The following is a 23447-nucleotide window of genomic DNA, read 5'->3' on the forward strand; positions in this document are numbered from 1 at the left end:
ACGTCATTGCGGGATGGGCAGCAGGCCGCGGCGCAACAGGCCGTGCACCGGGCCGAACAGCACGGAGAACAGGTAGAACAGGCCGGCGAGCAGGACGATGGCCGGCCCGCTGGGCAGCGACCAGGCGTAGGACGCCGCCAGGCCCAGCCACACCGAGAGCGCGCCGATGCCCGCGGCCAGGGCCAGCAGCGCCGGCAGGCGGCGGCTCCAGAAGCGCGCGGCGGCGGCCGGCAGCATCATCAGGCCGACCATCATCAATGCGCCCAGGGCCTGGAAGCCGATCACCAGGTTGAGCACCACCAGGCCCAGGAACAGCCCGTGGGCGAAGGGCCCGAGGCGGCTGACGCTGCGCAGGAACAGCGGGTCGAGGCTGTCCAGCAGCAGGCTGCGGTAGATCAGCGCGAGCACGCCGAGGCTGAGCGCGGCCACGCCGAGCATGCCCAGCAGGGTCGTGCGGTCCACCGCCAGGGCCGAGCCGAACAGCAGCTCCAGCAGGTTCAGGCGCTTGCCGGCCAGGCCCAGCAGGAGCACGCCGCTGGCCAGGGAGATGGGGTAGACCGCGGCCAGGCTGGCGTCCTCGCGCAGACCGGTGTGGCGCGTCACCCAGGCCGCCAGGCCGGCCACCGCCAGGCCGGCGCCGAGGCCGCCGAGGGTCAGCGCCGGCAATGACAGCCCGGCCAGCCAGAAGCCGATGGCGGCGCCGGGGAGGATGCCGTGGGCGATGGCGTCGCCGACCAGGCTCATGCGCCGCAGGATGAGGAATACGCCCAGCGGCGCGGCGCTCAGCGCCAGGACCACGCCGCCGAGCAGCGCGCGGCGCATGAAGGCGAATTCGACGAAGGGCTGCCAGAGCGCGTGCAGGGCCATCATGCCACCCGTGCCAGGCCGCCCGGGCCCAGGAGGTCGCGGCAGCGGCCGTGGCGGCAGCCCTCGGCGGCCACGCGCAGGCAGTCGGGCACGCGCTCGCGCACCAGCGCCAGGTCGTGGCAGACCAGCAGCAGGGTGCGGCCCTCGCGGTGCCAGGCCTGTATGCGTTGCCAGAGCAGCGCCTGGCCGGCTTCGTCGAGGCAGGCGTCGGGCTCGTCGAGCAGCAGCAGCGGGCTGTCCAGCAGCCCCAGGCGGGCCAGCAGGGCGCGTTGCAACTGGCCGCCGGAGAGCGCCGCCAGCGGGCGCTGCTCCAGGCCTTCCAGCTGCCACTCGGCCAGCGCCCGGCGCAGCTGTTCGCGGCGCCCGGCGCTGGGCAGGCGGCTGTTCCAGAAGCCGGCGCCGACCAGCTCGCCGAGGCTGATGGGGAACTGCCGGTCGAGGGCCTGCTGCTGCACCAGGTAGCCGATTTCCCGCGGCCGCAATTCCACCCGCACGCGCCCGGCCAGGGGCTTCTGCAGGCCGGCGATGACCTTCAGCAGGCTGCTCTTGCCGCAGCCGTTGGCGCCGACCACGGCGGTCAGGCTGCCGGCGGCCAGGTCGAGGTTCAGCGGCGGTGTCAGCGGCAGGCGCGGCGGGCCCCACTGCAGGGCCTGGCAATGGATCATGGGGCCTCCCGGCGCCACTGGCTGCGGGCCACGGCATCATGGGCGTGGAGGCTTTCGGCATGCACCACGGTCAGCCCGAAGGCGTCCAGTTCGTCGCGTTGCGCCAGGGCGCGGTGCAGGCGGCGGGCGGCGTCCTCGCAGAACATCAGGTTCTGCCCGTTGGCCAGGGCGAAGGCCTGCTCGTCGGCGCGCTTCACCGCGGTCTGCACGGCGGTGCCCAGGGCGGCTTCGGCGCAGTCGAGCAGCTCGCGCAGCGGCAGGCTGTCCAGGCCCTCGCGCAGGTGCAGGCGCAGGTCGGCGAAGCTGCGCTGGCTGTGGGGCGTGGCGACAATGCCGGCGCTGCTGCCGAGCCAGGTGTGGACGTCCCGGTGGCTCGGTTCGCCGCCGGCGAAGTCCGCGGCGAAGCGCTGCTGGATCAACTGGCGGGCCAGGGCCGCCGAGCAGGGGCAGGTGGAGGAATAGGCCAGGCGCAGGCGCAGTTCCAGGCGCAGGCCTTGCTCGTCCAGCTGCGCGTGGACCTCGCAGGGGTAGCGCTTCCAGCCGCTGAGCGGGCTGACCAGCGCCGGGCGTTCGAGCAGGGCGTCGAAGGCCAGGCGCAGGCTGGCGCGGCGCGACAGGCCGGCGTGGCTGGCGAGGAAGTCGTCGAGGACTTCGCGCAGCAGCCGCGGGCCCAGCTCGGCCCGCTCCAGGCGGGACAGGGCCAGGTACAGGCGCGACATGTGGATGCCGCGGGCAGCGGCGTCGTCCAGGCTGACGCCGGCGTCGGCCAGCGCGCCCAGGCGTTCGCCGTGCAGGCGCAGCGGCAGGGCGATGCCCTGCATGCCGACCCAGTCGAGGGCGAGGGTGTCGGACGCGGCCTGGCTGGCGACGTCCGGGAGGAAGGCGGTCATGGGGAATGGCTGGTGCTCGTGAATGTTATAATATAACGTATTGCTTCCTCCTCCTTCCTGCAAGCGCCATGAATCGACGCCGCCTGCTGCAAAGCCTGCTCGCCAGCGCCGCCTGGCTCCCCGCCCTGGACCTGCTCGCCGGCCCGCGCCTGCTGGGCGCCCGCAGCGAGCCCAGCGGCGACGGCCTGCGCCTGGTGCTGGATCTCGACGGTCCGTTCCACTACCGCACCTTCAGCCTTTCCGCGCCGGAACGCCTGGTGGTCGACCTGGAAGGCGCCGGCCTGGGCGCGCCCCTGGCCTCCCCTGCCCCGTCCGGCCCGCTGCGCGGCCTGCGCAGCGGACGCCTGGCCGACGGCGGCACGCGCCTGGTGCTGGACCTGGCCGAGCCGGTGCGGCTGCAGGCCTTCGCCCTGGAACCCCAGGCCGGCAGGGGCCATCGCCTGGTGCTCGACCTGCATCCGGCGCGGGCGCCGGCCGCGGCGCCCGCAGTGGCCGCGGCGAAGGCCAGCGGCAAGGGCCGCGACATCCTCGTGGTGGTGGACGCCGGCCACGGCGGCAAGGACCCCGGCGCGCTGGGCTCGCGCGGCGAGCGGGAGAAGGACGTGGCCTTGCTGATCGCGCAGAACCTGGCCCGGCGCATCGACCGGCAACCCGGTTTCAGGGCGCGCCTGGTGCGCAACGTCGACGTGTTCATCCCGCTGCGCCAGCGCGTGGAGGTGGCGCGGCGCTGCAACGCCGACATGTTCGTCTCGGTGCACGCCGACGCCGCGCCCCGCCGCACGGCTTCCGGCGCCTCGGTGTTCGCCCTCTCCGAGCACGGCGCCACCTCGACCCTGGCGCGCTTCATGGCCCAGCGCGAGAACGGCGCCGACCTGATTGGCGCCAGCGGCAACCTGCCCCTGCAGGACAAGGACCCGGCGCTGGCCAAGGTGATCCTCGACATGTCGCTGAACGCCACCATCGCCTCCAGCCTGGACCTGGGCCACAGCGTGCTGCGCAGCCTGGGCGGTATCACCCGGCTGCATCAGGAACGCGTCGACCAGGCCGGCTTCGCCGTGCTCAAGTCGCCGGACATCCCCTCGATCCTGGTGGAGACCGGCTTCATCTCCAACGACGCCGACTGCCGACGCCTGCACGATGCGCGGCACCAGCAGGCCCTGGCCGGGGCGATCTTCGATGGCTTGCACGGTTATTTCCGCCAGCGCCCGCCGGTGGGGAGCCTGTTGGCGGCGATACGGGAGCAGGGGAAGGCGTAGGGCGTATAACCGTTCGCGGTTATACGCCGCTACACCCAGCTCATGCCCGGCGTCGTGGTCGAGCTCGGAGTGCCCGGAAACAGGTACTTCGTGGCCGAACCCGAAGCGCGCCTGGGATCGAGGTCAAACGGCGGATAACGCCGTAGGCGTTATGCGCCCTACGCCTGGCCCACCCTAGACGTAGGGCGTATAACCGTTCGCGGTTATACGCCGCTACACCCAGCTCATGCCCGGCGTCGCGGTCGAGCTCGGAGTGCCCCGAAACAGGTGCTCCGTGGCCGAACCCGAAGCGCGCCTGGGATCGAGGTCAAACGGCGGATAACGCCGTAGGCGTTATGCGCCCTACCGCACCTGCTGGCTGCACCCGCTCACACGCCCGCAGGTCAGCTTCGCCTGGCCGCCGCTGGAACTGCTGAAGCGGCTGATGTGCGTCCAGCCGATGCCGCGGCTGGAGCCCACCCATACCTGGCCGTCGCTGCTCACGCCGCTGAAGAAGGTCAGGCGCCCGTAGCGCGTGCCGGTCTGCGCCCAGCGCTGGCCGCTGGCGGCGTCGAAGCCGCGCAGGTAGGTGTCGTGGCCCAGGGTGGCGACGCTGTAGTGGCTGCCGTCGCGGTCCATGCAGGCCAGCACGTTGGCCAGCCAGGCGCAGGCCGCCGGCGGCAGGCCGGGGAACGGCAGCGGCGGCTCGCCGGCGGCCTGTGCCAGGGGCGCCAGGAGCAGCAGGCAGAGCGTCAGGGCGGCGGCTTTCATCGGGACCTCGGGGCGGGCTTGGCGGGCGTCCATGGTACGCCGTCGGATTGTCGAAACTGAAATGTTATATTATAACAATTCGATCCCACCCTTCCGGAGGCCGCCATGACCCCGCAACCCGAGCCGGTCCTCAGCGAACGGCAGCTGCTGGCCCAACCCGCCAGCGCCTACATGAACGAAGCCCAGCGGGCCTTCTTCCAGACCCTGCTGCTGCGCCAGCGCGAGGAGCTGCAGGCGCGCATCGAGGGCGAGTTCGACGCGCTGCGCGAGGACGAGCGGCCCGGCGACGAGGCCGACGTCGCCAGCCGCGAGGAGCAGCGCCAGTGGCAACTGCGCCTGCTGGAGCGCGAGAAGAAGCTGCTGGACAAGATCGACCAGGCCCTGGAGCGCCTGGCCCGCGGCGACTACGGCTGGTGCGCCGAGACCGGCGAGCCGATCGGCCTGCGCCGCCTGCTGCTGCGCCCCACCGCCAGCCTCAGCGTCGAGGCCAAGGAACGCCAGGAGCGCCGCGAGCAGCACCTGCGCGACGCCTGAAGAACATCAGAAAAGAGAGCCACCACCGTGAACCAACGCCTACCCGTCACCGTCCTTTCCGGCTTCCTCGGCGCCGGCAAGAGCACCCTGCTCAACCAGGTGCTGAAGAACCGCGAGCACCGCCGCGTGGCGGTGATCGTCAACGACATGAGCGAGATCAACATCGACGGCGCGCAGGTACAGCGCGACGTCAGCCTCAACCGCGCCGAAGAGAAGCTGGTGGAGATGAGCAACGGCTGCATCTGCTGCACCCTGCGCGAGGACCTGCTGGAGGAAGTCGCACGGCTGGCCGCCGAGGGCCGCTTCGACTACCTGCTGATCGAGTCCACCGGCATCTCCGAGCCGCTGCCGGTGGCCGAGACCTTCACCTTCCGCGACGAACAGGGCCGCAGCCTGTCCGACCTGGCGCGGCTGGACACCCTGGTCACCGTGGTCGACGGCCTCAACTTCCTGCGCGACTACCAGGGCAGCGACAGCCTGGCCAGCCGCGGCGAGAGCCTGGGCGAGGAAGACCAGCGCTCCATCGCCGACCTGCTGATCGACCAGGTGGAGTTCGCCGACGTCATCCTGGTCAGCAAGGTCGACCTCATCTCCAGCGACGAGCGCGAGGAGCTGCTGGCGATCCTCCGCGGCCTCAACCCCGACGCCGAGATCCGCCCCATGGTCATGGGCCAGGTGCCGCTGGAATGGGTCCTCGACACCGGCCGCTTCGATTTCGAGCGCGCCGCCCAGGCCCCCGGCTGGCTCAAGGAGCTGCGCGGCGAGCACGTGCCGGAGACCGAGGAATACGGCATCGCCTCCCGCGCCTACCGGGCGCGCCGGCCCTTCCACCCGCAGCGCTTCCACGCCTTCCTCGCCCAGCCCTGGGCCAACGGCCGGCTGCTGCGCTCCAAGGGCTTCTTCTGGCTGGCCAGCCGCTACCGCGAGGCCGGCAGCTGGTCCCAGGCCGGCGGCCTGATGCGCCACGGCCTGGCCGGGCGCTGGTGGCGCCTCGTGCCGAAGGAACGCTGGCCGCAGGACGAGGACGGCCTGCGCCAGGTGCTGCGCCACTGGAACGCCGACACCGGCGATTGCCGCCAGGAACTGGTGTTCATCGGCCAGGGCATCGATTTCGAGCGCCTGGAGGAAGCGCTCGACGCCTGCCTGCTGGACGACGCCGAGTTCGCCGCCGGGCCCCAGGCCTGGGCGCGCCTGGCCGACCCCTTCGAGTCCTGGACGGAGGACGCCTGATGCTCGCCCCGCAGTTGCGGCGCACGCCGCGCCAGGTGCTGGGCGACGACCCGCAGGTGCTCGCCGAGGTGCTGCGCGACGACGTCAACCTGGCGGTCTGGCGCCGCCGCCTGTACCCGGACGTGGCGGCCTTCGCCGCCCACCTGCTCGCCGGCGAGACGCTCTACGGCTGTCAGGCGAACCTCGAACTGGACGAGGCCGGGCGCAGCCGGCAGCTGGATGGCCTATTCGGCGACGGCCCCGGCGCCGCGCTCTTCGCCAACGACCTGGCCTGGCTGGTGGAAGCCTTCGCCTGCCTCACCGGCGCGCGCCGCGTGGGCCTGCGCCTGCGCGCGCTGGAGCGGGCCATGTGCCCGCGCTTCCATGTCGACCAGGTGCCGCTGCGGCTGGTCACCAGCTACGCCGGCTGCGCCAGCGAATGGCTGGAGGAAGGCGCCCTGCCCCGCGATCGCCTCGGCGAGGCTGAGCCGACGTGCATCCAGCGCCTGGAGGTGGGCGACGTGGGGCTGTTCAAGGGCGAGAAATGGATCGGCAACGAGGGCGCCGGCATCGTCCACCGCTCGCCCTGCCCGGCGCCGGGCTCGCGGCGCCTGCTGCTGACCCTGGACTGGCTCTAGGCCGGGCGGCGCATGTCGATGTGCGGGATGTCGTCTTCCAGGTACACCTCGCCCTCGGCGACGAAGCCGTAGCGGCCGTAGTAGCCCTGCAGGTGTGCCTGGGCGGAGAGGTACACCGGGCTGCCCGGCCAGCGCCGCGCGGCCTCGTCCAGGGCGCGCTGCATCAACTGGTGGCCAAGGCCGCGGCCACGCCCGGCGGCGGCGGTGATGACGCGGCCGATGATCACCTCGCCGTCGTGCGTCGCCGGGTCGAGCAGGCGCAGGTAGGCCAGCAGCTGGCCGTCCTCGTGGGCCATCAGGTGGCAGGTGTCGCCGGACAGGTCCTGGTTGTCGATGTCCTGGTAGGGGCAGTTCTGCTCCACCACGAATACCTCGCAGCGCAGGCGCAGGAGGGCGTACAGCGTCTCCTTGCTCAGTTCGCTGTGGTGTTGGCAGCTCCAGGTGAGGTCCATGGCGTGAGGCTCCGATGGCAGGTGGAAAAGACCGCCCATCCTCTCACGCCCGGGCGCTTCACACAGCCACCCGCGGCCCCGTCGGCGACAGCCCGCCGAGGTGCCGGCGCCGCTCAGCGCTGGCCGCTGAGAATCTGCTGGATCAGGCCGCTGGCCAGTTCGATCAGCAGGTAGTCGCCGTCCACTTCCTGCCACTGGTAGCCATAGGCCGGCGGCGGCAACTGGCGGCTGCGCCAGTCCTCGACGTAGTAGCGCCGCGCGCGGTATTCCGGCGGCAGGTACTGGCCGGTCTGCCAGTGCCGGCGCTCGGCCTCCTGGCGGCGCATGGCGTCTTCCCATTCGCGTTGCCGCTGTTCCTGCTGGCGGCGTTGCGCCTCTTCCCACTGGCGCTGGCGCTCATCGGCCTGGCGGCGCTGCTCGTCCTGCCACTGGCGGTCGCGCTCGGCCTGCTGGCGTTGTTCTTCCTGCCAGCGCCGCTGCTGTTCCTGCTGGCGGCGCTGGGCTTCCTGGCGCTGCTGCTGCTCGGCCTGGCGGCGCTGTTCGTCGCGCTGGCGCTGGAACTCCTGTTGCTGGCGCTGCCGGTCCTCCATCTGCCGACGTTGCTGCTCGGCCATCTGCCGCTGCTGTTCCTGCTGCTGGCGTTGCTGCTCCTGCTGGCGGCGCTGCTGTTCCTCGTTCTGCCGGCGCTGCTGCTCGGCCATCTGGCGTTGCTGTTCCTGTTGCTGGCGCTGTTGCTCCTGCCATTGCTGCTGTTGCTGGGCGTCGTTGGCGTTCCAGGCGAAGGCCGCGCCGGCGGGCAGCAGCAGGCCCAGGCAGAGGGCGCGGAGGGAGGCTGTGTTGGGCATGGTCGGGTCGTCGGACAGGGCGGCGAAATGGCCGGGAAAGTCAGGAAAGTGGACAGGGAAATGCCGGGAAAAGTTCCGATCTCGGAAAAATGCGTCGCTACATGAAAAGACGATTTATCAGAGTTAGGTCGTAACTAGATCGATGTTGAGATTTATGGTCACAAACAGACCAAATTACCTTGTGTGATTCATTTGATCTATTTTTGTACAAACCAAATAAGTCAATACTTTGAAATATTTTGTAACCGTGTGACCACTTTTACCCCGGATTATCCACAGAATCGATGCGCAAAATTTGTACATCGCGACCTTTCACCCGGTAGGCGGCCTGGTAGGGCCAGCGTTCGAGGGGCAATTCGCGCACGCCGGGCACCTCGCTGGGCCGGCCGACGCTGCTCAGGCTGAGGTCGGCCAGCGCCTTCACCTGGCCGACCATGTCCTGGACGGCCTTCAGCGCCTTCTCCGGGCCGATCAGCACCACGTAGTGGTCGTACAGGCCGTCCAGGTCGGCCGCCGCCTTGTGCGTCCACTGCAGGCTCATGCCAGCCCCCACTTGGCTTCTATCTCCGCGTGCGGCAGCAGGTGCCCGGCGTTGGCGTCGGCCAAGCCCTCGTCGATGGCCGCCACGTGCCAGCTCTGGCGTTCCAGGTACTGCGCCAGGGCCTGGCGCAGGTGGTAGGGGCGGTCCCGGTGGGTGGCCCGGGCCAGCTGGTCCAGGGCCCTGGCCAGGGCGTCATCGGCGCGGAAGGAGATTACGGTGGTCAATTTCTGAGCAGTCCGTTTACGCTGTATACAGTGTTTACAACGATAACATACGTATACGAATCAGGCACTTGGCGGTGCCGAAAAGATCGCGGCGGGGCAGGGGAGGCAAACCGGAGGAGGCTGCGCCGCGGTTTCGCCAGGATGGGCTGAAACGCCCGGGTGGCGCGGCCTACAAGGCACTTTCGCGGCGGCGAAAGTCGAGTTGCCGCATCCGGGATTTGCCGCCGCCACGGGGTGGTCCAGGCTAGCCGGACAGCCCTTCCCGACCAGGAGACGACCCCGTGCCCCATGACTACCCGCAACCCCTGGACGCCGCCGAGATCCCGCGTTTCGCCGGCATCCCCAGCTTCATGCGCCTGCCGATCTTCGAGGACCCGGCCCAGCTGGACATCGCCCTGGTCGGCGTGCCCTGGGACGGCGGCACCACCAACCGCGCCGGCGCCCGCCATGGCCCGCGCGAGGTGCGCAACCAGTCGAGCCTGATGCGCAAGGTGCACCACGTCAGCCGCATCGCGCCCTACGACCTGGTGCGCGTCGGCGACCTGGGCGACGCCCCGGTGAACCCCATCGACCTGCTCGACGCGCTCAAGCGCATCGAGGGCTTCTACCGGCGAATCCACGCCGCCGGCGCGGTGCCGCTGTCGGTGGGCGGCGACCACCTGGTGACGCTGCCGATCTTCCGCGCCCTGGCCGCCGAGCGGCCGATCGGCATGGTCCACTTCGACGCCCATTCCGACACCAACGACCGCTACTTCGGCGACAACCCCTACACCCACGGCACGCCGTTCCGCCGCGCCATCGAGGAGGGCCTGCTGGACCCGCGGCGCACCGTGCAGATCGGCATCCGCGGCTCGGTGTACTCGGCGGACGACGAGGCTTTCGCCGAGGAATGCGGCATCCGTGTCATCCACATGGAAGAGTTCGCCGCGCTGGGCGTCGAGGCGACACTCGCCGAGGCGCGCCGGGTGGTGGGTGACGGGCCGACCTACGTCAGCTTCGACGTCGACGTGCTCGACCCGGCCTTCGCCCCCGGTACCGGCACCCCGGAGATCGGCGGCATGACCACGCTGCAGGCGCAGCACATGGTCCGCGGCTTGCAGGGCCTGAACCTGGTCGGTGCGGACGTGGTGGAAGTTTCGCCGCCGTTCGACCTGGGCGGCGCCACCGCGCTGGTCGGCGCGACCATGATGTTCGAGCTGCTGTGCATCCTCGCCGACGCCCTCGCGCAACGCCGCTGACCGCCGCGGGGGTTCACGCGGCGGCGCCCGCGGGGCTATAACGAAGACCTGCGCCCGCCGCCGCGAGAACCCTCATGCTCGGCAACCTTTCCGACATCGACCTGCGCCTGCTGCGCACCTTCTGCGCCATCGTCGAGGCCGGCGGCTTCACCGCCGCCCAGGTGCGCCTGAACACCAGCCTGTCGCGCCTGAGCGTGCTGGTGCGCGACCTCGAGCTGCGCCTGGGCTATTCGCTGTGCCGCCGTGGCAGCAGCGGCTTCCAGCTCACCGAGGAGGGGCAGGAACTGTACGACGCGGCCCAGGGCCTGTTCGTCGACATCGAGCGCTTCCGCGAGCAGGTCACCGGCCTTGGCGGGCGCGACCGTGAGACTCTGTACCTGGGCTGCGTCGACGGCGTGGTCGGGCAGCACTGCTGGCCGTTGCCGTTGGCCATCCGCCTGTTCCGCCAGGGCAACCCCGGCGTGCGCCTGAACCTGCACACCCAGCGCCCGGACGAGTTGGAGAACGCCGTGCTGGAGGAGCGCCTGCAACTGGCCATCGGCGCCTTCCACCATCGCCTGTCCGGGCTGCGCTACCAGCTGCTGTTCAGCGAAGAGCAGAATCTCTACTGCGCCCCCGGTCACCCGTTCTTCGCCCGCGCCGACGACGAGCCGGACCTGGAGGCGATCTGCGCCGCCGACTACGTCGGCCGCGGCTACATGGCCGAGAGCCGGCGCCCCCACGGCCTGGAGTTCAACCGCACGACCACCGCCTACAGCATGGAGGCCATCGCCAACCTGGTGTTCAGCGGCACCTTCATCGGCTACCTGCCGACGCCCTACGCCGCCGCCTGGGCCGCCGAGGGGCGCCTGCGGGCGATCCGCCCGGCGCAGCTGGCCTACCACTCGGAATTCCACTGCGTGACGCGCCAGGGCGCCGAGCCCGGCGAAGCCCTGGGCGCCTTCCTCGCCGCCCTGGAGCGGGCCCAGGCGCAGCTGGGCAGGGGAGGGCTGGAAGCATGAACGCGCTGCACGCCTTGCACGAGGATGGCTTCGTGCTGCTGCCCGGCCTGCTGGAGGCCGCGCAGGTCGCCGAGGTGCGCGGGCTGATCGACGGACTGCGGCCGATCCACTGGGACTACGAGGGCCTGGTGGACCACTACAAGTGCGTGTTCAACCGCTCGCCGCGCTGGCTGCCGTACCTCGACCCGCCGGGGCTGATCGAGGTGGCCGAGGCGGCCCTGGGCGAGGACTGCCACGTCATTGGCCAGACCGCCTGGCGCTGCCACCCCGGCTTCATCGGCAGCGACATGCACCTGGACCACCTGCCGCTGCGCCTGCCGGAGGCGCTGCTGCTGGGCGGCTTCGAGCTGCCGATGTTCATCTGCACGGCGCAGGTCTACCTCGACGACATAGACCATGAACTCTGCCCGACCTGGGTGATCCCCGGCAGCCACCGCGCCGGCCGCGCGCCGCGCCCGGACGAGCGCAACTGGCGGGGCAGGGCGGCCGAGCCGGTGCTGTGCCGAGCCGGCGACTGCCTGCTGCTGCGCAGCGAGCTGTGGCACTCCGGCAGCCGCAACACCAGCCGGCGCACGCGCTACCTGTTGCAGGTGCACTATGGCCGGCGCATGGTGGCGCAGAAGTTCTCGCCCTATCTCGACTGGCGCTTCGACCCCGAAGTGCTGGCCGCCTGCACACCCCGCCAGCGCCGCCTGCTGGGCGACCACGAGGCAGCGGAATACGACTGAGGAACCCGGCCATGAGCCAGACCCACCAGGGGGGCTGCCACTGCGGCGCCCTGCGCTACGAATTCACCGCCGAGCTGGACGACGTCGGCCACTGCCACTGCTCCATCTGCCGGCGCAGCAGCGGCGGCATCGTGGTCACCTGGGCGACGGTGCCGCGTAGTAGCTTTCGTTGGTTGAAGGGGGAGCCGGCCTGCTATGTGTCGAGTCCGGGCAATCGGCGGTTGTTCTGCGGCAACTGCGGGGCGCAGGTGGTGTTCGAGACGGAGCGGACGCCGGAAACGTTGGATGTGACTGTGGCGACCTTCGATCATCCGGAGGTGGCGCCGCCGCAACGGCATGTCTGGGTGAAGAGCCGGGTTGCCTGGTTGCATCTGGATGAGCAGTTGCCGGGGGAGGATGAGGAGACGTTGTAACCGTTCACGGTTATACGCCGTTTCACCATGACCCGGTCACGAGCCGGGTCTGGCTTGGGTGATGACCAATTCCCGCTCCAGTTCGACCTCGGTGTCGTCGACAAGGACGGCGAGGCGGCGGATAACCGCGAACGGTTATTCGCCCTACGTTCTGGGCACCTGCCGAGGAGGGGGATGTTGTCTCCAATACCGAGGCCGGGCGTAGGGCGCATAACGCCTACGGCGTTATCCGCCGTTTGACCTTGATCCCAGGCGCGCTTCGGGCTCGGTCACGGAGCACCTCTTTCCGGGCGCTCCGAGTTCAACCACGAAGCCGGGCATGAACTCGGTGAAACGGCGTATAACCGCGAACGGTTATACGCCCTACGCGGCGTTTCAGAACGCCATCTGCCACTGCGCAACCAGCGCATGGTTCTGCGCCTGGCTGCCTTTCTCGCCGCTGTAGGCCAGGCCGATGCTGTGGCGGGCCGAGAGGCCCAGGTCCAGGCCCAGGTCCAGCAGCAGGCTGTTGCGGTCCAGTGCCGTGCCCTGGACGCTGAAGGCGCCGCCGCCGGCGAGGAAGGCCTGGCGGGTGCTGCTGTCCAGGTCGCCGTAGGTGTGGCGCCAGCCCAGGCCCAGGCGCGGGGTCAGGCTCATGCCGTTGTCCAGGCTGGCGAGCCAGGCCGTGCGCACGCCCAGGGTGCTGCTGACGTTGTGCTGGCTTTGCTCGTCCACGTGCAGGGCCGCGGCGCCGCCTTTTTCGTCGTAGGCATCGCGCTTGTAGTACTGGTAGCCGAGGTTGGCGTAGGGCTCGGCGCTCAGGCGGCCGTCGCCGAGCTGGTAGCCGGCCTCGGCGAAGGCCTGCCAGCCGTGGGCGTCGTAGTCGCCCCTGGGGCGGTCGCTGAAGCCGTCGAACTCGATGCGGCGCTTGCTCTCGCCGTCGTGGCTGCTGTAGGCCGCGCCCAGGCGCAGGGCCAGCGGGCCGTCCTGGCGCAGGGCGTAGGTGCCCAGGTGCCAGCTGTCGATGTCGCCGGCGGTGCCGCCCTGGCCGTCGAGGTCGGTGTGCGAGTAGCCGCCCAGCACGCCCAGGCGCCAGTGGCCGTCCACTGCCCAGTCGGCGCCCAGCAGGGTGCCGCCGGTGTTCTGGTCGAGGTCGCCGCTGCCGTGCTCGCCGTCGAGCTGGCCGTGGCTGCCGATGCCTTGCAGCCACAGGCGGCCGGCGGCGTTGGGGTCGTTCAGGTTGCGCGCTTCGCTGGGCACGCCAAGGGCGGCCAGCTGCGGGGTGTCGCGGTCGTCGCTGGCCACCAGCAGGCCGCCGCCGAGCTGGCGCAGGGCGCCGAGCATGGCGCTGCCCACCGCCTGGCTGCCGGCCAGGGTGGCGGCGGCCAGGTTGGCGTTGCCGGCGCCGGCCAGCTGCTCCACGGCGCGGCCGGCGTTGCCTGCGTCGCTGCTGATCAGCGCATCGTACAGGGTGCCCAGGCCCTGGCCCTGCAGGGCGTTGGCGGCGGCGCGGCCGTTGCCGCTGCTGGCCAGGTCGGCGAACTGCACGTCGTTGCGCGTCAGCTGCAGGTCCACGCTGTTGGCGCCGTAGCTGAGGCTCGGGGTGAGGAAGGCGAAGTTGCTGCTGACCTCGGCGAAGCGGCCGTCGACGCCGCCGTTGGCGCTCAGCACCTGGTAGCCGCTCTGCCAGGGGTAGTTGCCGGGGCCGGCCTGCAGGGCCAGGCGCGCGCCGTCCAAGGTCGCGTGGCCGTCCACCTGCAGGGTGGCATGGCTGCCGTCGGCCTCCACGCCGTAGGCCAGGGTCGAACCGCTGCGCAGCGCCAGGTCGCCGGTCACCTGGGCGGCACCCTGTTGCGGGTTGGCCAGCAGGGTGCCGCTGACGTCCAGGCCGCCGACGCTGCCGCTGCCGGCGTAGCTGGCGCCGCTGTCCACCCGCAGGCTGCCGGCGATGCCGCCCTGGTTGGTCAGCCGGGCGCCGGCGAAGACCTCGCTGCCTTCGCTGAAGTCGCCGGCGCCAGTGAGGGTCCAGGCGCCCTGGCGCACTTCCAGGCGCTCGAAGCCGCGGCTCTGGCCGAAGCTGCCGCCGCGGGCGTCGTCGAAGGCCACCAGGTCCCTGCCATCGCCGCCGTCCACCAGGCCTTCGAAGCGGCTGCCGGCGAGCAGGGCGAGGCTGTCGTCGCCGCCGCCCAGCTCCAGGGCGATGCCGTTGCCGCCGTGGATCAGGCCGTCGTTGATCACGCTGTCGGCGAAGTCGCCCACCAGGGTCACGCCGCTGGAGGCCAGGCCTTCGATGGTGCCGTGGTTCTCCAGGGTGACCGCGGCGTAGCCGGCGTTGCCGTTGCCATCGTCCACCAGGATGCCGCGGCTGGCGCCGCTGATCAGCGCGCCGGCGGCGTTGTAGATGCTGCCGCCGCCCATGGCGATGCCCTCGCTGGCGTTCGGCGAGCCGTCCTTGATGCCGGCCGCGCCCGTGCCTTCGATGATGCCGTGGTTCTCGATGTGGCCGATCAGGTCGATGTCCACGCCATCGCCGTCGCCATCGGGCACCAGGCCGTTGTAGGCGCCGGTGATGCGCCCGTAGTTGGTGACGGTGCCGTTGCCGTCGGAGCCGAAGCCCGAGCCATTGCGGCCGATGAGCACGCCGTCGGCGTAGTTGACCAGGGTGGCGCCGACGTCGGTGGTGATGCCGTGGCGGCCGCCGGAGATCAACCCGTGGTTCTCCACGTTGCCGCCCTCGGCGTCCTGGAAGTCGATGCCGTCGTTCTTGGCGTCGGCGTCGATCATGTCGCCGCTGCTGATCTCGCCGTAGTTGCCGATGGTGGCGTTGGCGCCGGGGCGGATGCCGTCGTTGGCGTCGCCGTGGATCAGCCCGCCGGCGCGGTTGACGATGGTCACCGGCACGCCGCTGCGCAGGTCGTCGAAGTCCACCGCCTGGCCGCCGCCGGTGGAGCGGATGGTGCCGGCGTTGTCCAGCAGCAGGCTGCCGTTGTCGAAGCCGTCCTTCACACGCACGGCGTCGTCGGTGGCGCTGATGCCGGCGCCGGCGCGGTTGTAGATCCGGTAGTCGCGGGTGGTGGCGGTGTTGCCCGAGCTTTCGATGGCGCGGCCGGCGGTGGCGGTGATCTGCCCGCTGTTGTCGACCACCACGCCGGCGCCGCTGGTGGCGTCCTTCAGGGCGACGGTCTTGTCGCTGGCGGTGATACTGCCGCTGGCGGTGACCTGCAGGCTGGCCTCGCCGGAGAGCGTCCGCTTGCTGGTGCTGGGCGTGCTGATGACGATGGGGCCGCTGGGGGCGGCCTGCACGGAGGCGTTGAGGACGAGGGCGATGCTGAACGCCAGCGGGGAAGGCTTGAACGACATGGCGACGACCTTTTTTCTTCTGGAAGTGGCCGTCGTTTATAGCGATGCAATCTTACGTTTTTGTAACCATGCTGGCTTTTTGCCAAGGCCGGGCGCCGCGGCGCCCGGCCCCTGCCGTCACTGCTTGTAGTAGACGATCTGGTTGCTGGTGGCGAGCAGTTCGCCGGCCTCGCTCCACAACTCCGCGGCCTGGTCGAAATAGCCGTTGCGGAAGGCCTGGCCGCGGGCTTCGCCCAGCAGGTAACCGCTGCCGACTTCGGCCAGTTGCGCGGCGTCGGTGTGGAAGTAGGTGGTGATCGACACGGTGCCCGCCGGCACCGGGGTGGCGCGGCGCAGCCAGACGCGCGGGTAGAAGATGTCGCTCATCGCCGCCAGGGCCGGGAAGTCCAGCGCCCGCGCCCGGGCGTCGCGCAGCCAGAGGCGGGTGCGGCTGTGCTCGCCGCTGCCGTCCCAGGTGCCGGGGAAGGCGCCGTCGATGGCGCGCATCTCGTACTGCTGCACCCAGGCCACGCCCTTGCCGCTGGTGTTCAGCGGCGGCGTCTGCGCCGGCGCCTCGGCCTGCGGGCGCACCAGGTCGAGTTCGCTCCAGGTCTCGCGGCGCAGGGCGGTGACCGCGGTGCCGGTGGTGGAGACCTGCTCCACGCCGTCGGCGTCGACCTGGCTCAGCTGCAGCAGCCAGTGCTGGGTGGAGCGGTTGGTGCGGATCGGCGTGGCGCGCACGGCGAAGGCGCCGGCCTCGATGGCGGCGGCGAAGTTCACCGTCAGCGCGATGGGCGCGCCGAGCAGCCGCGGGTGGCGCAGCACGGCCTGCAGCAGGGTGGCGGCGGTGATGCCGCCGAAGGGGCCGACCATGTTCCAGTAGTCGTCGCTGGTGTGGCCATGGAACAGGTCGGCGTCGCCGGCGTCGGCCTCCAGGGCCAGGGCGCGGTCGAAGGGGTGCAAGGCGGAGTCGGTCATGCTCGGTGCTCTCGGCGCGGGTATCCGGTCCTTTTAGGGGAGCGGCCCGGGCGCGGTCAAGCGAACCGGGCGGTCAGGGCGTGACCTCGAAGCGCAGGGTGCCGATCACCTGGCCGACCTCGGTGAGCACCTGCACCTGCCAGCGCCCGACCGGGTCGCCGGGGAAGTTCTGCTTGTGCGTCCAGGCGCGGTAGCCGGCCTCGCGGCCGCCGTGGATGTCCAGGGCGATGCGGTCGACTTCCTGGCCGTTGTGCCGCCATACGTGGACGATGCGTTCGTCCAGGCCACGCGGGGCGCTGATGGCGGTGTAGGCGTAGAGGCCCTGGCTGCGGATCTGCGCGGCGCTGACCTGCTCGACGCTGTCGCCGGGGGTGCGCTGGCTGTTGTCGAACTGCTCGGTGACCGCCATTTCCGCCAGCCACAGGGTGGAGGGCGGCACCCAGGCGCGGCCGAACCAGCCGACCACGCCGATGCACAGGGTCAGGCCGAGCAGGGCGAACCAGCGCCACCACTTGTGGATGCCCACCGACACCACCAGGCTGGGGAAGGACAGCGCCACGGCGATGCCCAGCGCCCAGCGGTAGCTTTCCGGGGTGCTCAGCTGGAGGATCAGCGGCAGCGCGGTGAGCAGCACGGCGAACAGCGTCAGGGTGTGGTAGCCGAGGAAGGTCCAGCGCCGCGGCGCCAGCCACTTGTAGTAGACCGGGTCGGTGATGGCGATCAGCCCGGCCAGCCCCAGGGCGCCGGTGAACAGGGCCTGGCCGCTGTTCCAGGTGGTGGTGACGAAGAAGAACGGCAGGACGAAGAACAGGCTTTCCTGGTGGATCAGCTGGGTCGCGTAGCGCAGCAGCCCCGGCGGCACCGACCAGCCGAAGCGCTCCTTGAAGCGCTGGGTGAGCAGGTTCTCCAGCATCAGCCAGAGCCAGCTGATCAGCATGACGATGGCCATGACGCGGGCGAAGCCGGCGCGGTGGCGGTCGACCATCATGAAGCTGAACAGCCCCGAGCAGAAGCCGAACAGGGCGATCAGCCGCGGGTAGCGTTCCAGGAGCGAGAGGGCCAGCGCCACCAGGCGCTGCACACGGGTTTTCAACACAAGCATGACGAGGGGCCGAAGCCGGACAACGGAAAAGGCCGGGGATTGTAGCGCTTGTGCCGGCCGCGGGGCAGCGGCGCTGGACGGAGGGTAGGGCGGAGGCGCCGCCTCACCCACGCCATTCCCCTGTAGGAGCGGGCCCTGCGCGCGAATCGCGGGCAGGGCCCGCTCCTATCAAGGGTTGGCATTCAGCCCCGTATGCGAAACCCATGCGTCGTGGCGATGGGTATCGCTCCGCTCAACCCATCCTACGAAGGCTTGTGTGCGGGCTCTGACACCACCCCGCCGCTCAGCTCCTCGCGGGCATAGTCGACGAACAGCCGCGCCGGCTTGGTCAGCTGCGCGCGCTTCAGCCAGGCGGCCACCAGGCCGGAGGCGCTGACGTCCTCGGCGATGTTCACCATCACCACTTTCTTGCCGTCGTAGGTGCATTCCGAATGCGGCCGGGTGACCAGCACCGAGAAGCCGAAGCCCTGGCCGACCATGCCGCGCACCATCTCGATGGAGGGCGAGCTGAAGGCGATGTTCGGCGTCAGCCCCAGTTCCTCGAAGATGCTCACGAAGTAGGTGCGGCTGGGCTGCACGTCGAGCAGGATCATCGGTTCCAGCGCCAGGTCGCGCAGCGATACCTGGGCCTGGCGGGCGAAGCGGTGGTCGGCCGGGAGCAGGGCGTAGGGGCGCTGCGCCGGCATCAGCGGCTCGGTCTCGATGGTGCCGTCGAGGTCGTGGCGGTACAGCAGGGCCAGGTCGAAGCGCCCCGAGGTCAGGCCCTGCACCAGTTCCTGCTGCTCGCCGTCGCGGATGCGGATCTCCACCCCCGGGTAGCGCTCGCGGAAGCCGGCGATCAGCCGCGGCAGGTACAGCGGCGCCACCGTCTCGAAGCAGGCCAGGTCGATCTGCCCGGCCACCACGTCGTTGTCGGCCAGGGCGTTCTGCTCGAACTCGTGGGCCATGCGCAGCAGTTCCTGGGCCTTGCGGTAGAAGCGCGCGCCGCTGGGGGTGAGGGACACGCCCTGGGCGTGGTGGCGGATGAACAGCTGCACGCCGAAGCTCTCCTCAAGGCCCTTGATCGCCGTGGAGATCGACGGCTGGGCGATGTAGAGCTTGCGCGAGGCCTCGGCCACGCTGCCGCATTCCACGGTGGTCACGAAATACTTCAGTTGCCGCAAGGTATAGGAAGCCACTGCAAGACCTCTATGGCGCGGCTTCGCCGGTGGCGTGCGCGCTCTCGTTGTGTCATCGGTTCATCGGGAAGCAAGGTTCGGGCCCGCCGGCAGGCGCCAGTGAGCGTCGAAGCGCCTCCAGGTGCCGCACCATAACCCAGCATGGCGCACTTTGCCGGTGCGCGCCTGCCCAGCTTTTTCATATACCCCGAAGACATATTTAATATTTTTCCTCCGCCGGGGCATGCGCGACCATCAGGGCACCACAGAACAAAACAATAATTGCTCGTGAGCAGGAGTGCCCTGGTGTATCAACTCAGCGACTGGCAGCAGCGTGCAGCCCGCCAGACCTTCATCGACGCCGCCCTGATCGATGGCCGCCGCGTGGCCGCCGCCGACGGCGCCACCTTCGCTTCCATCGACCCGGCCACCAACCGCCTGCTGGCCAACGTCGCCGCCTGCGGCGCGGCCGAAGTCGACGCCGCCGTGCGCAGCGCCCGCCGCGCCTTCGAGCAGGGCCCCTGGGCGCGCATGGCGCCGCGCGAGCGCAAGGCCGTGCTGCTGAAGCTGGCCGAGCTGATGCTGGCCCACCGCGACGAGCTGGCCCTGCTGGACTCGCTGAACATGGGCAAGCCGGTGATGGACGCCTGGAACATCGACGTGCCCGGCGCCGCTGGCGTCTTCTCCTGGTACGCCGAGGCCCTGGACAAGCTCTACGACCAGGTCGCCCCCACCGCGTCCAGCGCCCTGGCCACCATCACCCGCGCGCCCCTGGGCGTGATCGGCGCCGTGGTGCCGTGGAACTTCCCCCTCGACATGGCCGCCTGGAAGCTGGCCCCGGCCCTGGCCGCCGGCAACTCGGTGGTGCTCAAGCCGGCCGAGCAGTCGCCGTTCTCCGCCCTGCGCCTGGCCGAGCTGGCCCTGGAGGCCGGCCTGCCCGAGGGCGTGCTGAACGTGGTGCCGGGCCTGGGCGAGCAGGCCGGCAAGGCCTTGGGCCTGCACCCGGACGTGGACTGCCTGGTGTTCACCGGCTCCACCGAAGTGGGCAAGTACTTCATGCAGTATTCCGCCCAGTCCAACCTCAAGCAGGTGTGGCTGGAGTGTGGCGGCAAGAGCCCGAACCTCGTGTTCGCCGATTGCCGCGACCTCGATCTTGCGGCTGAAAAAGCGGCATTCGGCATTTTCTTCAACCAGGGCGAGGTCTGCTCGGCCAACTCGCGGCTGCTGGTGGAGCGCTCCATCCACGACGAATTCGTCGAGCGCCTGATCGCCAAGGCCCGCGACTGGGCCCCGGGCGACCCGCTGGACCCGGCCAGCCGCGCCGGCGCCATCGTCGACGCCAGGCAGACCGCCAGCATCCTGCGCTTCATCGAGGAAACCCGCGGCAGCTCCGCGACCCTGGCTTGCGGCGGCCGCCAGCTGAGCTTCAACGGCTCGGGCAACTTCATCGAGCCGACCATCTTCACGAATGTCGACCCGCAGCAGCGCCTGGCCCGCGAGGAGGTCTTCGGCCCGGTGCTGGCGGTGACCGCCTTCGACAGCGAGGACGAGGCCCTGCGCCTGGCCAACGACAGCCCCTTCGGCCTGGCCGCCTCGGTGTGGAGCGACGACCTCAACCGCGCCCACCGCGTGGCCGGCCGGCTGAACGTCGGCACCGTGTCGGTGAACACCGTGGATGCCCTGGACCCGGCGATCCCCTTCGGCGGCGGCAAGCAGTCCGGCTTCGGCCGCGACCTGTCGCTGCATTCGTTCGACAAGTACACCCAGCTGAAAACCACCTGGTTCCAGCTGCGCTGAGGGCAGGCGCAGGGCCGGCGGCGCACCGCCGGCCCGTCCTGCCCCGGCGAACCGCTCGAGACGGCCGGTGAGACTGCCCAGGTAAGTCCGTCGCCCTCGATCCCCTGCCAACCCCTCAGGCCGGTTGCCGGAGCACCGCCGAGGGAACTAGGAGAAAGTCGATGACCGACAACAGCAATGCGCAACGCGAGACCCGCGACTACCAGGCGGCTGACGCGGCCCACCACATCCACGCCTTCCTCGACCAGAAGGCGCTGAACGCCGAAGGCCCGCGGGTGATGGTGCGCGGCGAGGGCCTGTACCTGTGGGACAACGACGGCAACCGCTACCTGGACGGCATGTCCGGCCTGTGGTGCACCCAGCTCGGCTACGGCCGCAAGGACCTGACCGCCGCGGCCAGCGCGCAGATGGACCAGCTGCCGTACTACAACATGTTCTTCCACACCACCCACCCGGCGGTGATCGAGCTGTCCGAGCTGCTCTTCAGCCTGCTGCCGGGCCACTACAGCCACGCCATCTACACCAACTCCGGCTCCGAATCCAACGAGGTGCTGATCCGCACGGTGCGCCGCTACTGGCAGATCCTCGGCAAGCCGCAGAAGAAGATCATGATCGGCCGCTGGAACGGCTACCACGGCTCGACCCTGGCGGCCACCGCGCTGGGCGGCATGAAGTTCATGCACGAGATGGGCGGCATGATCCCGGATATCGCCCACATCGACGAGCCCTACTGGTTCGCCAACGGCGGCGACCTCACCCCCGGGGAATTCGGCCGCCGCTGCGCGCAGCAGCTGGAGGACAAGATCCTCGAGCTGGGCGCCGAGAACGTCGCCGGCTTCATCGCCGAGCCCTTCCAGGGCGCCGGCGGCATGATCTTCCCGCCGGAGAGCTATTGGCCGGAAATCCAGCGCATCTGCCGCAAGTACGACGTGCTGCTGTGCGCCGACGAAGTGATCGGCGGCTTCGGCCGCACCGGCGAATGGATGGCCCACCAGCACTTCGGCTTCGAGCCGGACACCCTGTCCATCGCCAAGGGCCTGACCAGCGGCTACATCCCCATGGGCGGCCTGGTGCTGAGCAAGCGCATCGCCGAGGTGCTGGTGGAGCAGGGCGGCGTGTTCGCCCACGGCCTGACCTATTCCGGCCACCCGGTGGCGGCGGCGGTGGCCGTGGCCAACCTCAAGGCGCTGCGCGACGAGGGCATCGTCACCCAGGTCAAGAACGACACCGGCCCCTACCTGCAGCAGTGCCTGCGCGAGGTGTTCGGCAACCACCCGCTGATCGGCGAGATCCAGGGCGCCGGCCTGGTGGCGGCGCTGCAGTTCGTGCAGGACAAGGCCACCCGCAAGCGCTTCGACAACGAGAACGACCTGGCCTGGCGCTGCCGCACCATCGGCTTCGAGGAAGGCGTGATCATCCGCTCCACCCTCGGCCGCATGATCATGGCCCCGGCCCTGGTGGCCGGCCGCGCCGAGCTGGACGAGCTGGTGGACAAGACGCGCATCGCGGTGGACCGCACCGGGAAGGAGATCGGCGTGCTCTAAGGCACGGCACGACCTTGCAGGAGCGAGCTTGCTCGCGAACGCTCTTTCACCGGGGCGATTCGCCAGCGGGCCCGGCTCCCGCGGTTCGCGGGCCAGCTCGCGCCAACGAAAAACGAACAACAACGCCGCGGGCCCATGCAGGCCCGCGCCGTGGAACCTTTTTGCCGCCCGTTCGGCAACTGCCCAGCAATCCAAACCAACAACGCCAACCGGCTGTGGGAGTTCGTTCCATGAAATCGTCCTTGCATTGCATCCTCGCCTGCGCGGTCCTCGCCGCCACCGGCGCCGCCCAGGCGCAGGATCTCACGGTGATCTCCTTCGGCGGCGCCACCAAGGCCGCCCAGGACAAGGCCTACTTCAAACCCTTCGATGCCAGCGGCGCCGGCAAGGTGGTCGCCGGCGAGTACAACGGCGAGATGGCCAAGGTGAAGGCCATGGTCGACGTCGGCAAGGTCACCTGGGACGTGGTCGAGGTGGAAAGCCCCGAACTGCTGCGCGGCTGCGACGAGGGCCTGTTCGAGCGCATCGACCCGGCCGCCATCGGCGACCAGTCGCAGTTCGTCCCCGGCACCTTCAGCGAGTGCGGCGTGGCCACCTACGTCTGGTCCATGGTCATGGCCTACGACAGCAAGCGCCTGGCCAAGGCGCCGACCTCCTGGGCGGACTTCTGGAACGTCAAGGAGTACCCGGGCAAGCGCGGCCTGCGCAAGGGCGCCAAGTACACCCTGGAAGTGGCCCTGCTGGCCGACGGCGTGAAACCCGAGGACCTGTACAAGGTGCTGGGCACCGCCGAGGGCGTCAGCCGCGCCTTCAGGAAGCTCGACGAGATCAAGCCCTACATCCAGTGGTGGGAAGCCGGCGCGCAACCGCCGCAGTGGCTGGCCGCCGGCGACGTGGTGATGAGCGCCGCCTACAACGGCCGCATCGCCGCCGCGCAGAAGGAAGGCGTGCCGCTGGCCATCGTCTGGCCGGGCAGCCTCTACGACCCGGAATACTGGGCGGTGGTCAAGGGCACGCCGAACAAGGCCCTGGCCGAGAAGTTCATCGCCTTCGCCAGCCAGCCGCAGACGCAGAAGGTGTTCTCCGAGAACATCCCCTACGGCCCGGTGCACAAGGGCACCCTGGCACTGCTGCCGGCCGACGTCCAGGCCGCCCTGCCCACCGCCCCGGCCAACCTGCAGGGCGCCCGCTCGGTGGACTCGGCCTTCTGGGTCGACCACGGCGAGGAACTGGAACTGCGCTTCAACGCCTGGGCGGCCCGCTGAGGCCCCCGGCCAACCCGAGTGCCCGGCGTGCCGGG

At 70.2% G+C, this 23447-nt stretch carries 23 protein-coding genes and 1 pseudogene; 12 read left to right on the forward strand and 12 right to left on the reverse strand.

Annotation, left to right across the window (positions count from 1 at the left end; all coding sequences use genetic code 11):
- Positions 1–3 precede the first annotated feature (3 nt).
- From CHC02_RS17790 to folE2, 3 genes are read right to left on the reverse strand one after another with little or no spacing between them, the layout of a single operon-like run.
- A complete protein-coding gene (locus CHC02_RS17790; RefSeq protein ID WP_089392779.1) occupies positions 4–870 on the reverse strand; it encodes a metal ABC transporter permease in 867 nt (288 codons plus the stop codon).
- Complete coding sequence (locus CHC02_RS17795; RefSeq protein WP_089392780.1) at positions 867–1532, reverse strand: metal ABC transporter ATP-binding protein; 666 nt, start codon at positions 1530–1532, stop codon at positions 867–869. Before CHC02_RS17795 ends, CHC02_RS17790 begins: the two co-directional genes overlap by 4 nt.
- On the reverse strand, positions 1529–2422 hold the full coding sequence (gene folE2 / locus CHC02_RS17800; protein WP_089392781.1) for a GTP cyclohydrolase FolE2: 894 nt from the start codon (positions 2420–2422) through the stop codon (positions 1529–1531). Before folE2 ends, CHC02_RS17795 begins: the two co-directional genes overlap by 4 nt.
- A gap of 68 nt (positions 2423–2490) precedes the next feature.
- Between folE2 and CHC02_RS17805 the strand changes: the two genes are divergently transcribed.
- Entirely contained in the window at positions 2491–3678 is a 1188-nt protein-coding gene (locus CHC02_RS17805) for an N-acetylmuramoyl-L-alanine amidase (protein WP_089392782.1), read from the forward strand.
- 342 nt (positions 3679–4020) lie between these two features.
- Here CHC02_RS17805 and CHC02_RS17810 read toward each other — a convergent pair whose 3' ends face one another.
- Positions 4021–4428: a hypothetical protein gene (locus CHC02_RS17810; protein ID WP_089392783.1), complete on the reverse strand. Its 408-nt coding sequence runs from the start codon at positions 4426–4428 to the stop codon at positions 4021–4023.
- A 105-nt stretch (positions 4429–4533) separates the two neighbouring features.
- On the opposite strand from CHC02_RS17810, the gene dksA reads away from it, so the two are divergent.
- Genes dksA through CHC02_RS17825 form a run of 3 tightly spaced genes read left to right on the forward strand, consistent with a single transcriptional unit; the run spans position 4534 to position 6809 of the window.
- Complete coding sequence (gene dksA / locus CHC02_RS17815; protein WP_089392784.1) at positions 4534–4962, forward strand: RNA polymerase-binding protein DksA; 429 nt, start codon at positions 4534–4536, stop codon at positions 4960–4962.
- Between the two features lie 27 nt (positions 4963–4989).
- Positions 4990–6192 (forward strand): zinc metallochaperone GTPase ZigA, encoded by a 1203-nt coding sequence (gene zigA, locus CHC02_RS17820; protein WP_089392785.1) that lies wholly within the window; start codon positions 4990–4992, stop codon positions 6190–6192.
- Positions 6192–6809: a DUF1826 domain-containing protein gene (locus tag CHC02_RS17825; RefSeq protein ID WP_089392786.1), complete on the forward strand. Its 618-nt coding sequence runs from the start codon at positions 6192–6194 to the stop codon at positions 6807–6809. Before zigA ends, CHC02_RS17825 begins: the two co-directional genes overlap by 1 nt.
- Here the strand turns inward: CHC02_RS17825 and CHC02_RS17830 are convergent.
- From CHC02_RS17830 to CHC02_RS17845, 4 genes are all read right to left on the reverse strand, one after another.
- The gene (locus CHC02_RS17830) at positions 6806–7261 is read right to left on the reverse strand and encodes a GNAT family N-acetyltransferase (protein ID WP_089392787.1); all 456 of its coding nucleotides are present in this window, start codon (positions 7259–7261) and stop codon (positions 6806–6808) included. The two genes, CHC02_RS17825 and CHC02_RS17830, sit on opposite strands and share 4 nt — an antisense overlap.
- A 113-nt stretch (positions 7262–7374) precedes the next feature.
- On the reverse strand, positions 7375–8106 hold the full coding sequence (locus CHC02_RS30760) for an RcnB family protein (RefSeq protein WP_089392788.1): 732 nt from the start codon (positions 8104–8106) through the stop codon (positions 7375–7377).
- A 259-nt stretch (positions 8107–8365) separates the two neighbouring features.
- The gene (locus CHC02_RS17840; RefSeq protein ID WP_089392789.1) at positions 8366–8647 is read right to left on the reverse strand and encodes a type II toxin-antitoxin system RelE/ParE family toxin; all 282 of its coding nucleotides are present in this window, start codon (positions 8645–8647) and stop codon (positions 8366–8368) included.
- A complete protein-coding gene (locus CHC02_RS17845; RefSeq protein WP_089392790.1) occupies positions 8644–8871 on the reverse strand; it encodes a CopG family ribbon-helix-helix protein in 228 nt (75 codons plus the stop codon). Before CHC02_RS17845 ends, CHC02_RS17840 begins: the two co-directional genes overlap by 4 nt.
- Before the next feature lie 281 nt (positions 8872–9152).
- Between CHC02_RS17845 and speB the strand changes: the two genes are divergently transcribed.
- The 4 genes from speB to CHC02_RS17865 all read left to right on the forward strand — a co-directional run bounded on the left by speB (position 9153) and on the right by CHC02_RS17865 (position 12251).
- Complete coding sequence (speB, locus tag CHC02_RS17850; RefSeq protein ID WP_089392791.1) at positions 9153–10109, forward strand: agmatinase; 957 nt, start codon at positions 9153–9155, stop codon at positions 10107–10109.
- Between the two features lie 74 nt (positions 10110–10183).
- Positions 10184–11110 (forward strand): LysR family transcriptional regulator, encoded by a 927-nt coding sequence (locus CHC02_RS17855; RefSeq protein WP_089392792.1) that lies wholly within the window; start codon positions 10184–10186, stop codon positions 11108–11110.
- Positions 11107–11838, forward strand: coding sequence for a phytanoyl-CoA dioxygenase family protein (locus CHC02_RS17860; RefSeq protein WP_089392793.1), 732 nt, complete (start codon positions 11107–11109; stop codon positions 11836–11838). Before CHC02_RS17855 ends, CHC02_RS17860 begins: the two co-directional genes overlap by 4 nt.
- An 11-nt stretch (positions 11839–11849) precedes the next feature.
- Entirely contained in the window at positions 11850–12251 is a 402-nt protein-coding gene (locus tag CHC02_RS17865; RefSeq protein WP_089392794.1) for a GFA family protein, read from the forward strand.
- 375 nt (positions 12252–12626) lie between these two features.
- Here CHC02_RS17865 and CHC02_RS17870 read toward each other — a convergent pair whose 3' ends face one another.
- From CHC02_RS17870 to CHC02_RS17885, 4 genes are all read right to left on the reverse strand, one after another.
- Positions 12627–15590: an autotransporter outer membrane beta-barrel domain-containing protein gene (locus tag CHC02_RS17870; RefSeq protein ID WP_089392795.1), complete on the reverse strand. Its 2964-nt coding sequence runs from the start codon at positions 15588–15590 to the stop codon at positions 12627–12629.
- 117 nt (positions 15591–15707) lie between these two features.
- A complete protein-coding gene (locus CHC02_RS17875; protein ID WP_089392796.1) occupies positions 15708–16547 on the reverse strand; it encodes an acyl-CoA thioesterase in 840 nt (279 codons plus the stop codon).
- Between the two features lie 73 nt (positions 16548–16620).
- Positions 16621–17649 carry a DUF5924 family protein gene (locus CHC02_RS17880; protein ID WP_089392797.1) on the reverse strand — a complete coding sequence of 343 codons (1029 nt, stop codon included), beginning with the start codon at positions 17647–17649 and terminating at the stop codon, positions 16621–16623.
- Between the two features lie 242 nt (positions 17650–17891).
- Complete coding sequence (locus tag CHC02_RS17885; protein ID WP_058073093.1) at positions 17892–18827, reverse strand: LysR family transcriptional regulator; 936 nt, start codon at positions 18825–18827, stop codon at positions 17892–17894.
- Positions 18828–19112: 285 nt separating this feature from the next.
- Between CHC02_RS17885 and CHC02_RS17890 the strand changes: the two genes are divergently transcribed.
- The 4 genes and pseudogenes from CHC02_RS17890 to CHC02_RS17900 all read left to right on the forward strand — a co-directional run bounded on the left by CHC02_RS17890 (position 19113) and on the right by CHC02_RS17900 (position 23412).
- The gene (locus CHC02_RS17890; protein WP_089392798.1) at positions 19113–20603 is read left to right on the forward strand and encodes an aldehyde dehydrogenase; all 1491 of its coding nucleotides are present in this window, start codon (positions 19113–19115) and stop codon (positions 20601–20603) included.
- Positions 20604–20651: 48 nt separating this feature from the next.
- Positions 20652–20725, forward strand: a pseudogene (locus CHC02_RS30965) (hypothetical protein); the annotation flags it as partial.
- Between the two features lie 39 nt (positions 20726–20764).
- Positions 20765–22147: an aspartate aminotransferase family protein gene (locus tag CHC02_RS17895; RefSeq protein WP_089392799.1), complete on the forward strand. Its 1383-nt coding sequence runs from the start codon at positions 20765–20767 to the stop codon at positions 22145–22147.
- 230 nt (positions 22148–22377) lie between these two features.
- Positions 22378–23412 (forward strand): ABC transporter substrate-binding protein, encoded by a 1035-nt coding sequence (locus tag CHC02_RS17900; protein WP_089392800.1) that lies wholly within the window; start codon positions 22378–22380, stop codon positions 23410–23412.
- Positions 23413–23447: the final 35 nt, after the last annotated feature.

The sequence above is a fragment of the Pseudomonas delhiensis genome (assembly GCF_900187975.1).
GTDB classification, from domain to species: Bacteria; Pseudomonadota; Gammaproteobacteria; order Pseudomonadales; family Pseudomonadaceae; genus Pseudomonas; species Pseudomonas delhiensis.

Bases quoted from the DNA above. Each gene is read 5' to 3' on its own strand.
- CHC02_RS17790 (WP_089392779.1), bottom strand. From the start codon at position 870: ATGATGGCCCTGCACGCGCTCTGGCAGCCCTTCGTCGAATTCGCCTTC.
- CHC02_RS17795 (WP_089392780.1), bottom strand. From the start codon at position 1,532: ATGATCCATTGCCAGGCCCTGCAGTGGGGCCCGCCGCGCCTGCCGCTG.
- folE2 (WP_089392781.1), bottom strand. From the start codon at position 2,422: ATGACCGCCTTCCTCCCGGACGTCGCCAGCCAGGCCGCGTCCGACACC.
- CHC02_RS17805 (WP_089392782.1), top strand. From the start codon at position 2,491: ATGAATCGACGCCGCCTGCTGCAAAGCCTGCTCGCCAGCGCCGCCTGG.
- CHC02_RS17810 (WP_089392783.1), bottom strand. From the start codon at position 4,428: ATGAAAGCCGCCGCCCTGACGCTCTGCCTGCTGCTCCTGGCGCCCCTG.
- dksA (WP_089392784.1), top strand. From the start codon at position 4,534: ATGACCCCGCAACCCGAGCCGGTCCTCAGCGAACGGCAGCTGCTGGCC.
- CHC02_RS17825 (WP_089392786.1), top strand. From the start codon at position 6,192: ATGCTCGCCCCGCAGTTGCGGCGCACGCCGCGCCAGGTGCTGGGCGAC.
- CHC02_RS17830 (WP_089392787.1), bottom strand. From the start codon at position 7,261: ATGGACCTCACCTGGAGCTGCCAACACCACAGCGAACTGAGCAAGGAG.
- CHC02_RS30760 (WP_089392788.1), bottom strand. From the start codon at position 8,106: ATGCCCAACACAGCCTCCCTCCGCGCCCTCTGCCTGGGCCTGCTGCTG.
- CHC02_RS17840 (WP_089392789.1), bottom strand. From the start codon at position 8,647: ATGAGCCTGCAGTGGACGCACAAGGCGGCGGCCGACCTGGACGGCCTG.
- CHC02_RS17855 (WP_089392792.1), top strand. From the start codon at position 10,184: ATGCTCGGCAACCTTTCCGACATCGACCTGCGCCTGCTGCGCACCTTC.
- CHC02_RS17860 (WP_089392793.1), top strand. From the start codon at position 11,107: ATGAACGCGCTGCACGCCTTGCACGAGGATGGCTTCGTGCTGCTGCCC.
- CHC02_RS17865 (WP_089392794.1), top strand. From the start codon at position 11,850: ATGAGCCAGACCCACCAGGGGGGCTGCCACTGCGGCGCCCTGCGCTAC.
- CHC02_RS17870 (WP_089392795.1), bottom strand. From the start codon at position 15,590: ATGTCGTTCAAGCCTTCCCCGCTGGCGTTCAGCATCGCCCTCGTCCTC.
- CHC02_RS17875 (WP_089392796.1), bottom strand. From the start codon at position 16,547: ATGACCGACTCCGCCTTGCACCCCTTCGACCGCGCCCTGGCCCTGGAG.
- CHC02_RS17880 (WP_089392797.1), bottom strand. From the start codon at position 17,649: ATGCTTGTGTTGAAAACCCGTGTGCAGCGCCTGGTGGCGCTGGCCCTC.
- CHC02_RS17895 (WP_089392799.1), top strand. From the start codon at position 20,765: ATGACCGACAACAGCAATGCGCAACGCGAGACCCGCGACTACCAGGCG.
- CHC02_RS17900 (WP_089392800.1), top strand. From the start codon at position 22,378: ATGAAATCGTCCTTGCATTGCATCCTCGCCTGCGCGGTCCTCGCCGCC.